This is a genomic window from Mycobacterium sp. IS-1556 (assembly GCF_001499985.1).
GTDB lineage: Bacteria > Actinomycetota > Actinomycetes > Mycobacteriales > Mycobacteriaceae > Mycobacterium.
Genome location: NZ_LQIM01000023.1, coordinates 457,242 through 470,240, shown reverse-complemented (window position 1 = coordinate 470,240; position 12,999 = coordinate 457,242). Strand labels below are relative to the sequence as shown.

Below are 12,999 nucleotides of genomic sequence, written 5' to 3'. Positions count from 1 at the left end.
CCTGGCGAGCGTGTGAGGCGCGCTCGCGCGAAGCGAAGGAATCGAGGCGAGTAGCTACCGTGAGCTCACCTTCACCATTCGGACAGAACGAGTGGTTGGTCGAGGAGATGTACCGCAAGTTCCGCGAGGATCCCTCGTCGGTCGATCCCAGTTGGCATGAATTTCTGGTCGACTACTCTCCCGAGCCGACGTCCGAGAGCCAGACCGGTGGCGCGAACGGTCAGCGTGCGGCCGCGCCGGAGAGCCCGCCGGAGCCGGCGCCCGCTCCGGCGCCGAAGGAGACCGACAGCGACGGCGCCAAGGAAGCCAAGGAATCCGTCAAGGAATCGAAGGCACCCGCCCCGGAATCCAAGGCACCGGCGAAGGACAAGAAGGCCTCCGAAACCAAGGCGCCGGCCAAGGAATCCAAGGCGCCGGAGAGCGCCCCGACGAAGGCCAAGGAGCCTGCGGCCAAGGAGTCTGCGGCCAAGCAGCCCGCCGACGGCCAAGAGACTCAGGTGCTGCGGGGTGCGGCCGCGGCGGTCGTGAAGAACATGTCGGCCTCGTTGGAGGTGCCGACGGCGACCAGTGTCCGCGCGATACCCGCCAAGCTGATGATCGACAACCGGATCGTCATCAACAATCACCTGAAACGGACTCGGGGCGGGAAGATCTCGTTCACGCACCTGATCGGCTACGCGGTCGTACAGGCGGTCAAGAAGTTCCCGAACATGAACCGCCACTTCGCCGAGACCGACGGCAAGCCGACCGCGGTCACCCCCGAGCACGTGAACCTCGGGCTCGCGATCGACCTGCAGGGCAAGGACGGTAACCGCCAGTTGGTGGTGGCCGGCATCAAGGGCGCCGAAGCCATGTCGTTCGGCCAGTTCATCGCGGCGTACGAGGACATCGTGCGCCGTGCGCGCGACGGCAAGCTCACCGCGCAAGACTTTGGCGGCGTGACGATTTCGCTGACCAACCCCGGCACCATCGGCACCGTGCATTCGGTGCCGCGGCTGATGCGCGGCCAGGGCGCGATCATCGGCGTCGGCGCGATGGAGTATCCGGCCGAGTTCCAGGGCGCGAGCGAGGAGCGCATCGCCGATCTGGGTGTCGGCAAGCTGGTCACGCTGACGTCGACCTACGACCACCGCATCATCCAGGGCGCCGAGTCGGGCGACTTCCTGCGCACCGTGCACCAGCTGTTGCTCGACGACGACTTCTTCGACGAGACCTTCCGCGAGCTCGGCATCCCCTACGAGCCGGTGCGGTGGCGGACCGACAACCCGGACTCCATCGAGGACAAGAACGCCCGCGTCATCGAGCTGATCGCCGCGTACCGCAACCGCGGTCACCTGATGGCCGACATCGACCCGCTGCGACTGGACAAGAACCGGTTCCGCAGCCACCCCGACCTCGACGTGCAGACCCACGGCCTGACGTTGTGGGACCTGGATCGGGAGTTCAAGGTCGGCGGCTTCGCCGGCGCCGAGCAGAAGAAGCTGCGCGATGTGCTCGGCCTGCTGCGGGACTCCTACTGTCGCCACATCGGCGTCGAGTACACCCACATCCTCGAGCCCGAACAGCAGCAGTGGCTGCAGGACCGAATCGAGAAGAAGCACGAGAAGCCGACGGTTGCCGAGCAGAAGTACATCCTGAGCAAGCTCAACGCGGCCGAAGCATTCGAAACGTTCCTGCAAACGAAATACGTAGGCCAGAAACGCTTCTCGTTGGAAGGCGCCGAGACCGTCATCCCGACCATGGATGCGGTGATCGACCAGTGCGCCGAGCACGCACTCGACGAGGTCGTGATCGCCATGCCGCACCGCGGCCGGCTCAACGTGCTGGCCAACATCGTCGGCAAGCCGTACTCGCAGATCTTCAGCGAGTTCGAAGGCAATCTGAACCCGTCGCAGGCGCACGGCTCCGGCGACGTGAAGTACCACCTCGGCGCATCCGGCAAGTTCATTCAGATGTTCGGCGACAACGAGATTGACGTGTCGCTGGTGGCCAATCCGTCGCACCTCGAGGCCGTCGACCCGGTCCTGGAGGGTCTGGTGCGCGCCAAGCAGGACATCATCGCCAAGGACGACCACGACAGCGAGACCGCCGAAGCTTTCAGTGTCGTGCCGCTCATGCTGCACGGCGACGCGGCGTTCGCCGGGCAGGGCGTGGTCGCCGAGACGCTGAACCTGGCGCTGCTGCGGGGCTACCGCACCGGCGGGACGATCCACATCATCGTCAACAACCAGATCGGTTTCACCACATCGCCTTTCGACGCCAAGTCGTCGGAGTACTGCACCGACGTCGCCAAGATGATCGGCGCGCCGATCTTCCACGTCAACGGCGACGATCCCGAAGCCGCGGACTGGGTGGGCCGGCTCGCGGTCGACTTCCGGCAGAAGTTCAAGAAGGACGTCGTCATCGACTTGCTGTGCTACCGCCGCCGCGGGCACAACGAAGGCGACGACCCGTCGATGACGCAGCCGGCCATGTACGACGCGATCGACGTCAAACGCGGCGTGCGCAAGAGCTACACCGAAGCGCTGATCGGTCGCGGCGACATCTCGATGAAAGAGGCCGAGGACGCCCTGCGTGACTATCAGGGCCAGCTGGAACGGGTCTTCAACGAGGTCCGCGAACTCGAGAAACACGAGATCGCCCCCAGCGCGTCCGTCGAAGCCGACCAGATGGTGCCGGCGGGCACGAACACCGCGGTGGACAAGTCGTTGCTGGCCCGCATCGGAGATGCGCATCTGGCGTTTCCCGAAGGCTTCAGCGTGCACCCGCGCGTCAAGCCGGGTCTCGAGAAGCGCCGCGAGATGGCCTACGAGGGCAAGGTGGACTGGGCGTTCGCCGAGCTGCTGGCGCTCGGCTCGCTGATCGCCGAGGGCAAGACCGTTCGACTCACCGGCCAGGACACGCGCCGCGGCACATTCTCGCAGCGCCACTCGGTGATCATCGACCGCAAGACGGGCCAGGAGTTCACCCCGCTGCAGCTGCTGACCACGAACGAAGACGGCACGCCCACCGGTGGCAAGTTCATGGTGTACGACTCGCCGCTGTCGGAGTTCGCCGCCGTCGGCTTCGAATACGGGTATTCCGTCGGCAATCCCGAGGCCCTGGTGTTGTGGGAGGCGCAGTTCGGCGACTTCATCAACGGCGCACAGTCGATCATCGACGAGTTCATCAGCTCCGGTGAGGCCAAGTGGGGCCAGCTGTCCGACGTCGTGCTGCTGCTGCCGCACGGTCACGAAGGGCAGGGTCCGGACCACACGTCGGGCCGCATCGAGCGGTTCCTGCTGTTGTGGGCGGAGGGGTCGATGACGATCGCAGTGCCATCGACGCCGGCCAACTACTTTCACCTGTTGCGCCGTCACGCGCTCGACGGCATCCACCGGCCGCTCATCGTGTTCACGCCGAAGTCGATGCTTCGCAACAAGGCCGCCGTCAGCGACATCCGCGAGTTCACCGAGATGAAGTTCCGCTCGGTGATCGAGGAGCCGACCTACACCGACGGCGACGGTGATCGCAGCAAGGCCAAGCGCATGCTGTTGACCAGCGGCAAGCTCTACTACGAGCTGGTCGCCCGCAAGAACAAGGAGAAGCGCGACGACGTGGCGATCGTGCGCATCGAGCAACTCGCACCGCTGCCGCGGCGCCGGCTGGCCGAGACATTGGACCGCTATCCCAACATCGAGCAGTACTTCTGGGTCCAGGAGGAACCGGCGAACCAGGGCGCATGGCCGACGTTCGGACTGACCCTGCCCGAAGTGCTGCCGGAGAAGCTGTCCGGCATCACGCGCATCTCGCGGCGGGCGATGTCGGCGCCGTCGTCGGGCTCGTCGAAGGTGCACGCCGTCGAGCAGCAGGAGATCCTCGACGAGGCCTTCGCCTAGCGCGGGGGCCGGATTGGCCCCGCTGGCGGGGTCGCGGGGTCACACACGGCACGGCCGGTCCCGGCGGTCACGAACACGGCCGGTTGGGGCCCGGCCGTGCCCAGCGGTCTCAGATGTCACACCGACGCACGTTTTCCAGACAAAGTGCGGCACGGCGTCAGTAAAACGTTGCCCGGTGTGGCTTGTGTGACGTGCGTAGGTCGAGGGTGCGCTAAAGCGCGAACCGGCGGTACCGGCTAACCTCGTCACGAGCAACTGACACGAGGAGTGGATATGCAGGGCTTCGCGGGGAAGGTCGCCGTGGTGACCGGCGCCGGATCAGGCATCGGGCAGGCGTTGGCGCTCGAACTGGCGCGCTCTGGCGCGAAGGTGGCGATCAGCGACGTCAACACCGAAGGCCTGGCGGAAACCGAGGCGCGCATCAAAGCCATCGGCGCGCCGGTGAAGGCGGACCGACTCGACGTCACCGAGCGGGAGGCCTTCGAGCTGTACGCCGACTCGGTCGCCGAGCACTTCGGGACGATCAACCAGGTCTACAACAACGCGGGCATCGCCTACGTCGGCGACGTCGAGGTGACGCCGTACAAGGACTTCGAACGGGTGATGGACGTCGACTTCTGGGGCGTGGTCAACGGCACCAAGGCCTTCCTGCCGCACCTGATCGCGTCGGGCGACGGCCACGTCGTCAATGTGTCCAGCCTGTTCGGTATTTTCTCCGTTCCCGGCCAGGCGGCTTACAACTCGGCGAAGTTCGCGGTGCGCGGCTTCACGGAGGCGCTGCGTCAGGAGATGGCGGCGGCCGGCCACCCGGTGAAGGTGACGACCGTGCATCCCGGCGGCATCAAGACCGCCATCATGCGAAACGCCACGGCCGTCGAGGGTTTCGACAAGGAAAGCCTGACTCGGACCTTCGACAAGCGGCTCACCATCACCACGCCCGAGCGCGCGGCGAACATCATCCTCGACGCTGTGCGTAAGGACAAGGCGCGCGTGCTGGTCGGTCCGGACGCCAAGGTGCTCGACTTCATCGTGCGTATGACCGGATCGGGATACCAACGGTTGTTCTCCACGGTGTTGCCGAGGTTGGTGCCGAACGCGCACTGACGGCGTGCACCTCGGTTCGGAGGGCCGACGACCCTAGTCGCCCAGGGGGTGTTCGGCGAGGAACGCGTCGGCCACCTGACCCGGGTCCGCTCCGTCGGCCACCGCTGCGCGCATGTCGGCCAGCGCCGCGGTGTCCAGCACGCCGGCCACCTCGTTGAGCGCCAGCACCTGAGACTCGTTGAGCTCGTTGCGGCGGTACAGCGGCACCAGGTTCTCGGCGCGGATCAGCGAGGTCTTGTCGGAGAGCGTCAGCAGTTCGGGCGGAATGCCGGGCGCGGCCGTCGTCGTCCATGCCGCGCGAAATCGGCCGGACCGGACCGCCGCGAACGCCGCTGCGCTGTCCGGATATTCGGTCACCTTCGGCTCACATGTCCCGATCGCTGTGGGCCGCGGCGCATCGGCGACTGCGACGACGGACAGCTCCTCGCAGTGGCGCACGGCGGCGGTGACGTCGCGTCCACCCAACGCCTCGGCCGTCGCCTCGGTGACCGCGAGCGCGGGTTTGTCCTCCGCCGATGTCGTATAGTCGCCCGCTGCAACGCCTTCGGGCAACGCGGACACCATCTCGCGGTACACCTGCACCGCCGCCCGTGCGGTGGCCTCCGGATTGAACCTGTCCAGCAATCGTCCGGTGAGCCCGGGCACGACCCGCACATTGCCGGAGTCCAGTTCGATCAGCGGGTGTTTCCCGGTCTCGACGTGGGCGGGGTGGCCGTAGGACCGCAAGGCCGCGGCGTACAGATGTGCGATCAGCGTCGACTCGGGATCGGGCGTGGTGCCGACCGCGATCGACGGCGGCTGTTCGGGCCCGCCGCAAGCGGCGCTGCCCGCCACGATCAGCGCGGCGAGCGCCAGCGCCAGCCGCCGGCCCACGTGCGACCTAGCCGCCGGACGCGTGGTCGGACGCACCGGCGACCGCGCGCGCCACTGCGGGCGAGACCCGGGGGTCCAACACGCTGGGCACGATTCGGTCGGCCGCCAGGTCGTCGCCGACCACGGAGAAGATCGCTTGGGCGGCAGCAACTTTCATCTGCTCGGTGATGCGGCGCGCACCGGCGTCCAGCGCGCCGCGGAACACCCCCGGGAAGGCGAGGACGTTGTTGATCTGGTTCGGGAAGTCGCTGCGACCGGTCGCGACGACGGCCGCGTACCTGCTCGCCTCGTCGGGATGAATCTCTGGGTCGGGGTTCGACAGCGCGAACACGATCGAATCCGGCGCCATCGAGGCGATCAGATCGGCGGGCACGACACCGGCCGACAGCCCGAGGAACACGTCGGCGCCGGCGACGGCCTCGGCGATGCCGCCGGTCAACCCCCTCGGGTTGGTCCGCTCGGCGATCTCGGCCTTGTAGGAGTTGAGGTTCTCGCGGCCCTTGTGCAGGATGCCCTGCGAATCCAGCAGCGTGACGTCGCCGACCCCGGCGGCCATCAGGATGTTCGCGCACGCGACGCCGGCCGCACCGGCGCCCGAGACCACCACCCGCAGCGAGGCCATGTCGCGGTCGACGACCCTGGCCGCCCCCAGCAGCGCGGCCAGCACGACGATCGCGGTGCCGTGCTGGTCGTCATGCATGACCGGGCAGTCGAGCGCCTCGACCAGGCGCCGCTCGATCTCGAAGCACCGCGGCGCCGAGATGTCCTCGAGGTTCACTGCCCCGAACGTCGGGCGCAGCCGCACCAGGGTTTCGACGATCTCGTCGGGATCCTTGGTGTCGAGCACGATGGGGATCGAGTCGAGGTCGGCGAACGCCTTGAACAGCGCGCTCTTGCCCTCCATCACGGGCAGCGACGCCGCCGGCCCGATGTCGCCGAGACCGAGGACCGCGCTGCCGTCGCTGACGACGGCCACCATCCGGTTGGCCCAGGTATAGCGGGCCGCCAGGGTGTGGTCGGCGGCGATGGCTCGGCTCACCTGAGCCACGCCCGGCGTGTAAGCGAGGGACAGCGCCCGCTCGGTGTCGAGGGGCGCGTTGAGCGCCACCGACAGCTTGCCGCCGACGTGGGCCGCGAAGATCTCTTCGTCACTGACGACGATGTGGGATCCGGTCACTGGTAGGTCTCTCACCGCTTGCGACACGGCGCTCAGGGTAACGACGAACTGGTAGGTAACCTAATCGCTCCCCCGAGCCTCGTGGTCGCCTCAGATGAGACCCAAGTCGGTGACCGCCTTGCGTTCGTCGGCGAGTTCGGCCGTCGTCTTGTCGATGCGGCCGCGGGAGAAGTCGTCGATCTCCAGGCCCTGCACGATCGACCAGTTGCCGTCCTTCGTCGTCACCGGGAACGACGACATCAGACCCTCCGGCACGCCGTAGGACCCGTCGGAAACCACCGCCATCGACACCCAGTCATCGGACGGGGTGCCCAGCAGCCAGTCCCGGGCGGCGTCGACGGTCGCCGACGCTGCCGAGGCCGCCGACGAGGCACCGCGGGCATCGATGATCGCCGCACCGCGCTTGGCCACGGTCGGGATGAAGTCGTTCTCGATCCAGTTCTGGTCGTTGACCGCCTCGGCGGCGTTCTTCCCGCCGACCTCGGCGTGGAAGATGTCGGGGTACTGCGTGGCCGAGTGGTTGCCCCAGATCGTCATCTTCTTGATGTCGGTGACCTTGGCACCGGTCTTGCGGGCCAGTTGGCTGATGGCGCGGTTGTGGTCCAGACGAGTCAGCGCCGAGAACCGCTCGCGCGGGATGTCGGGCGCGTTGGTCATCGCGATCAGGGCGTTGGTGTTGGCCGGGTTGCCGGTGACGCCGATGCGCACGTCGTCGGCGGCGACCTCGTTGAGCGCCTTGCCCTGGGCGGTGAAGATCGCACCGTTGGCCTCGAGCAGGTCACTGCGCTCCATGCCCGGGCCACGCGGGCGGGCGCCGACGAGCAGCGCGAGGTTCGCGCCGTCGAAGATCTTGTTCGCGTCGGCGCCGATCTCCACGCCGGCGAGCAGCGGGAAAGCGCAGTCGTCGAGTTCCATCACGACACCCTCGAGCGCCTTGAGCGCCGGCTCGATCTCGAGCAGCCGCAGCTCGACAGGCCGATCGGGTCCGAGCAGTGAACCGCTCGCGATGCGGAACAGCAGGCTGTAGCCGATCTGGCCGGCGGCACCGGTGACGGCGACCTTGAGGGGAGTTGTGCTCACGTCAGATGCTCCTTGGACAGTCCTACGTTGCCCGCACCGCGGGCGAAATCGGGTCGGGACTGAAACTAGCAGGACGCCGATGTCGCCAGCCGCGTAGCATCGGCGACGGCCCGGATACGGGTCCTGCGCTGTCCGGGGAGGCTGATGCGATGCCGTCGTTTCGCCCACTGCCTCCGTCGCTGCGGCCCGTCGGGAAAGCGAACTCCGGTGACGTGGACGCCGCCTCGATCCCCGTGCCGGTGGCGCGGGCGACGGTCGACTGCGGCATCTACTGCGAGGGAACACGGCTGGCCGGCAAGTACACGCACGCGGCCGCCAAGGAAAAGGTGCAGGAGCTGCGCGGCGGCGGCAGGGACGCATTCGTCTGGATCGGTCTGCACGAACCCGACGACCGCCAGATGCAGGTGGTCGCCGACGAGTTCGGCCTGCACGAGCTGGCCGTCGAGGACGCGGTCCACGCACACCAACGACCGAAGCTGGAACGCTACGACAACACCCTGTTCCTGGTCCTCAAGACGGTCACCTACGTCGAGCACGAATCCGTCGCGTACGCGCGGGAGATCGTCGAAACCGGCGAGATCATGATCTTCGTCGGGCCCGATTTCGTGGTAACGGTCCGGCACGGGGAGCACGGTGGGCTTGCCGGGGTCCGCAAACGGCTCGACGCCTCCCCCGGGCTTCTCAAGCTGGGGCCGTACGCGGTGATGCATGCGATCGCCGACCATGTCGTCGACGATTACCTCGATGTCACCGACTCGATGGAGACCGACATCGACACGATGGAAGAGAACGTCTTCTCGCCGGCCACGCAGACCAACATCGAAAGCATCTACCTGCTCAAGCGGGAGATCGTCGAACTACGCCGGGCCGTCAGCCCGCTGACGCTGGCGCTGCAGCGGATCATGAGCGATCACGACGACCTGATCTCGATCGAGGTCCGGCGCTACATGCGCGACGTGCTGGATCACAACACGCAGGCCGCCGACCGGATCGCCACCTACGACGAGGTGCTCAGCTCGCTGGTGCAGGCCGCGGTCGGCAAGGTCGCCATGCAGCAGAACGTCGACATGCGCAAGATCTCGGCCTACGTCGCGATCGCCGCGGTGCCCACGGCCATCGCCGGCATCTACGGGATGAACTTCGATTACATGCCCGAACTCAAACAGGCGTGGGGCTATCCGGCGGTCCTGGCTGTGATGTTGATCGTGTGCACGCTGTTGTTCCGCGCGTTCCGGCGCAACCGCTGGCTGTAGTTTCGCGCTCAGCTGGGTTTGGCGGCCCGCCGCTCAGCTGGGTTTGGCGGCCCGCCGCCGTGGGTCGAGGACGTCGACGCCGTCCTGCTCCCACGCCTCGCGCATCGCGTCGGCACCCTTGAGCCGCACCCACGCCGCTTCGGTGGCGGTGATCGGCGTCGCCGACAGGATCGCCACCGGCTGCAGCGGCCCGGTGAGCGGCACGTCGTCAATGTCGCTGCGGCTCAACAAAAATGCCGTGAACGGCGCGCCTTCCCACAGTGGCGTCTCGAGGTCGATCAGCGCGTCGGGTTCGAGGATCAGCCCTTCGACGGCGGGCGCGGCGGCGACGATCGCGATCGATCGCGACAGCCCACGCGGCGCCGGGCCGCGCAGCGCAACCGTCACCTCCGCCCGCGGGCCGTGCAGCACATCGGTCACCATCTCGGCGGGGTCGAGCATCGGGTGGCGCGAACAGCCCAGCGAGACATAGTGATAGACATGGCGGTTGACGTCAGGGTCGCCTCCGGGGCCGGGGCCGAATCGGAGCACGTCGATCTTCTCGGTGCCGAGGAACGTGACGCTGGCCGTGGCGGGTTCAGCGGTGACACCGGCCCGGGCGAAATGTTCGCGCAGATGGGCGCGAACCTCAGCCAGAACGTCGATCACTCGGCACTAGCTGCCGGCGCTGTGGCGTCATCGGGCAGCGTCAGGTTCTTACCGGAGTCGGGATCGAAGACCACCAGCTTCGACGTGTCGAACGCCAATTGGATCGTCTCACCCTGGCGAGCCGTCGACTCGACCGAAACCCTTGCCACGAACTCGTTTTCGCCGGCGCCCGACTCGGCGGCCAGCTCGGCGAGTTGAGCGGAACGCGCTCCGGCGCCCTCGGTCTTGAAGTGGACGTACTTGTCGGCGCCCAGTGACTCCACCCTGTCGACCTGCACGTCGAAGGTCAGGGCGCGGATCCGCGCATACCCGTCGAGCAGTGCCGCGTCCTCGAAATGCTCGGGCCGGATACCGACGATCACGTTCCTCGGCGCGTTGTGCCGGCTGAGCAGATCGTAATTCTCCGGGGTGAAGGTGACCTCGCCGAACGGCAGCTGCACACCGATGTCGGTGACCGTGGCAGGGAAGAAATTCATTGCGGGCGAACCGATGAAGCCGGCGACGAACAGATTCGCCGGGCGGCTGTAGAGCTCCTCGGGCGTGCCGATCTGCTGGGCCACCCCGGCGAGCAGCACCACGACGCGGTCACCCAGCGTCATCGCTTCCGTCTGGTCGTGGGTGACGTAGACGGTGGTCGTGCCCAACCGGTCCTGCAGACGCGCGATCTCCGAGCGCATCTGCACTCGCAGCTTGGCGTCGAGGTTCGACAGCGGTTCGTCCATCAGGAATGCCTTGGGATCGCGCACGATGGCGCGGCCCATCGCGACGCGCTGGCGCTGACCGCCGGAGAGCTGGCCCGGTTTGCGATCCAGAAGTTCGCTCAGGTCAAGGATTTTGGCGGCCTCGTTGACCTTGCGGGCGATTTCGTCTTTCTTCAACTTGGCCAGGGTGAGTGGGAACGCGATGTTCTGCCGGACGGTCATATGCGGATACAGCGCGTAGGACTGGAACACCATCGCGATGTCGCGGTCCTTGGGCGCCTTCTCGTTGACCCGCTCGCCGGCGATGCGCAGTTCACCCGACGTGATGTCCTCCAGGCCCGCGATCATGTTGAGCGTGGTCGACTTTCCGCAACCGGACGGGCCGACGAGGATGATGAACTCGCCGTCGGCGATCGTCATCGACAACTCGTGTACGGCCGTCGCGCCGTTGGGGTAACTCTTCGTCACCCGGTCCAACACAATTTCGGCCATGGAACTATCCCTTCACCGCGCCGGATGTCAGTCCGGCGACGATCCGTCGTTGGAAGATGAGGACGAAGACGATGATCGGGATCGTGATCACCATCGCGCCCGCCGCGATCGATCCGGTCGGCTCCTCGAATTGCGAACTGCCGGTGAAGTTCGCGATCGCCACGGGCGCGGTGATCGCCCGCTGGGTCGCGGTCAGCGACAAGGCGAGCAGCAGGTCGTTCCACGCGAAGATGAACACCAGGATCGCCGCGGTGACGATGCCCGGCGCGGCCAGCGGCGCGATGACTTTGCGGAACGCCTGCGACGGTGTGGCGCCGTCCATCTTGGCGGCCTTCTCAAGGTCCCAGGGGATCTCGCGAAAGAAGGCCGACAGTGTGTAGATCGCCAGCGGCAGCGCGAAGGTGATGTACGGGATGATCAGGCCGGGCCAGGTGTCGAACAGGCCGACCGCGCGTTCGATGTTGAAAATCGGTGTGACGAGCGAGATGTGGGGAAACATCGCGATCAGCAGCGCGATGCCGATCAGCAGCTGTTTGCCGGGGAAGTCGAGCCGCGCGACCGCGTATGCGGCCATGCCGCCGACCACCACCGCGATGACGGTGGTGATCAGGCCGATGCCTATCGAGTTGATCAACGCCGAGGTGAAGGCCCCGTTGTTGCCGCCCGCGAAGATCGCCTTGTAGTTGTCGAACGTGATTTCGGCCGGAATCAGCTTGCCGTCCTTGACACTCGACGTCGGTTTCAGTGACAGCGAGAGGATCCACAGCACCGGAAGGAGCGCATAGACGACCACCAGGATGTTGACGACGGTCCAACCGGTCGCCCGCGTTGCACCGACCCGCTCGGCCATCAGCGACGCTCCTCCGCCGCCCCGGGCGCCGCTGCGCCGAAGATCTTGATGTAGATGAACGCGATGATCGCCACGCACAGGAAGATCAGCACGCTGATCGCCGATCCCAGGCCCACGTTGAACGCCTTGAACAAGTTGTCGTAACCGAGGATCGACACCGAACCGGTGTTGTTCGCGCCGCCGGTGAGGATGTAGATGTTGTCGAAGATGCGGAACGCATCGAGGGTGCGGAACAGCAGCGCCACCAGGATCGCCGGCTTGATCAGCGGCAGGATGACCTTGATGAGCCGCTTCCACGCACCGGCGCCGTCGACCTGTGCGGCGTTGAGCAGATCCTGTGGCACCAACGCCAACCCGGCCAGCAGCAGCAGCGCCATGAACGGCGTCGTCTTCCACACCTCGGCGAGTACCACGATCGCCAGCGACGGGATCTGTTCGGTCAGCGGGGCGCTGCCCTCGGGCAGCAGGTTCGCCAGATAGCCGGTGCCCGGCGTCCACGCGTAGTACCAGCTGTACGACGCGGCGACCGTGACGATTCCGTACGGGATGAGGATCGCGGTGCGCACGACGCCCTTGCCGAAGATGGTGCGGTGCATCACCAGTGCCAGTGCCATGCCGAGCACGAACTCGATGGCGACCGAGACGACGGTGATGGCGAGCGTGACGAAAAGCGCCGTCCACCAGTACCCGTCGGTGAGAATGGTGACGTAGTTTTCCAGGCCGATGAACGCGGTGTCGTGTGGCGCCGCCATGTTGTTGCGCTGCAAGCTCAGCCAGACCGCATAGCCGATCGGATAGCCGGTGACCGCGAGCATCAGCAGGACCGCGGGAGAGACCAGAAGGAACGCCAGCCTGCGCTCCGAGCGGGTGTTCTGGCTGCCGGCCGTGGCCGGAGCGGACATGGCCGGGGTGACCTTCGACGTCGTGGTCGCCGGCGGCGCGG

10 protein-coding genes are annotated in these 12,999 nt (G+C 66.7%); 3 read left to right on the top strand and 7 right to left on the bottom strand.

What is annotated here, in order from left to right; translation table 11 throughout:
• Positions 1-107 precede the first annotated feature (107 nt).
• Together AU187_RS15970 and AU187_RS15965 are read left to right on the top strand one after the other, a co-directional pair.
• A complete protein-coding gene (locus AU187_RS15970; RefSeq protein WP_231740244.1) occupies positions 108-3,878 on the top strand; it encodes a multifunctional oxoglutarate decarboxylase/oxoglutarate dehydrogenase thiamine pyrophosphate-binding subunit/dihydrolipoyllysine-residue succinyltransferase subunit in 3,771 nt (1,256 codons plus the stop codon).
• A gap of 273 nt (positions 3,879-4,151) precedes the next feature.
• Positions 4,152-4,982 carry an SDR family NAD(P)-dependent oxidoreductase gene (locus tag AU187_RS15965; RefSeq protein ID WP_059097847.1) on the top strand — a complete coding sequence of 277 codons (831 nt, stop codon included), beginning with the start codon at positions 4,152-4,154 and terminating at the stop codon, positions 4,980-4,982.
• A gap of 33 nt (positions 4,983-5,015) precedes the next feature.
• Here AU187_RS15965 and AU187_RS15960 read toward each other — a convergent pair whose 3' ends face one another.
• The 3 genes from AU187_RS15960 to AU187_RS15950 form a co-directional block, all read right to left on the bottom strand.
• A complete protein-coding gene (locus tag AU187_RS15960) occupies positions 5,016-5,855 on the bottom strand; it encodes a glycine betaine ABC transporter substrate-binding protein (protein WP_059097848.1) in 840 nt (279 codons plus the stop codon).
• A 7-nt stretch (positions 5,856-5,862) separates the two neighbouring features.
• Positions 5,863-7,059, bottom strand: coding sequence for an NAD(P)-dependent malic enzyme (locus AU187_RS15955; protein WP_172800271.1), 1,197 nt, complete (start codon positions 7,057-7,059; stop codon positions 5,863-5,865).
• 63 nt (positions 7,060-7,122) lie between these two features.
• Complete coding sequence (locus AU187_RS15950) at positions 7,123-8,112, bottom strand: malate dehydrogenase (RefSeq protein WP_059097849.1); 990 nt, start codon at positions 8,110-8,112, stop codon at positions 7,123-7,125.
• Positions 8,113-8,261: 149 nt separating this feature from the next.
• On the opposite strand from AU187_RS15950, the gene corA reads away from it, so the two are divergent.
• Positions 8,262-9,365, top strand: a complete 1,104-nt coding sequence (corA, locus tag AU187_RS15945; protein ID WP_059097850.1) for a magnesium/cobalt transporter CorA — start codon at positions 8,262-8,264, stop codon at positions 9,363-9,365.
• Positions 9,366-9,398: 33 nt separating this feature from the next.
• Here corA and AU187_RS15940 read toward each other — a convergent pair whose 3' ends face one another.
• From AU187_RS15940 to AU187_RS15925, 4 genes are read right to left on the bottom strand one after another with little or no spacing between them, the layout of a single operon-like run.
• The gene (locus tag AU187_RS15940) at positions 9,399-10,013 is read right to left on the bottom strand and encodes a suppressor of fused domain protein (RefSeq protein ID WP_059097851.1); all 615 of its coding nucleotides are present in this window, start codon (positions 10,011-10,013) and stop codon (positions 9,399-9,401) included.
• Positions 10,010-11,206: an ABC transporter ATP-binding protein gene (locus tag AU187_RS15935; protein ID WP_059097852.1), complete on the bottom strand. Its 1,197-nt coding sequence runs from the start codon at positions 11,204-11,206 to the stop codon at positions 10,010-10,012. The genes AU187_RS15940 and AU187_RS15935 overlap by 4 nt, the downstream gene beginning before the upstream one ends.
• Before the next feature lie 4 nt (positions 11,207-11,210).
• A complete protein-coding gene (locus AU187_RS15930) occupies positions 11,211-12,056 on the bottom strand; it encodes a carbohydrate ABC transporter permease (protein ID WP_059097853.1) in 846 nt (281 codons plus the stop codon).
• A complete protein-coding gene (locus AU187_RS15925; RefSeq protein WP_172800283.1) occupies positions 12,056-12,958 on the bottom strand; it encodes a carbohydrate ABC transporter permease in 903 nt (300 codons plus the stop codon). Before AU187_RS15925 ends, AU187_RS15930 begins: the two co-directional genes overlap by 1 nt.
• Positions 12,959-12,999 lie beyond the last annotated feature (41 nt).

Coding starts and splice junctions, on each gene's coding strand:
- AU187_RS15970 (WP_231740244.1), top strand. CDS start 108: ATGTACCGCAAGTTCCGCGAGGATCCCTCGTCGGTCGATCCCAGTTGG.
- AU187_RS15965 (WP_059097847.1), top strand. CDS start 4,152: ATGCAGGGCTTCGCGGGGAAGGTCGCCGTGGTGACCGGCGCCGGATCA.
- corA (WP_059097850.1), top strand. CDS start 8,262: ATGCCGTCGTTTCGCCCACTGCCTCCGTCGCTGCGGCCCGTCGGGAAA.
- AU187_RS15935 (WP_059097852.1), bottom strand. CDS start 11,206: ATGGCCGAAATTGTGTTGGACCGGGTGACGAAGAGTTACCCCAACGGC.
- AU187_RS15930 (WP_059097853.1), bottom strand. CDS start 12,056: ATGGCCGAGCGGGTCGGTGCAACGCGGGCGACCGGTTGGACCGTCGTC.
- AU187_RS15925 (WP_172800283.1), bottom strand. CDS start 12,958: ATGTCCGCTCCGGCCACGGCCGGCAGCCAGAACACCCGCTCGGAGCGC.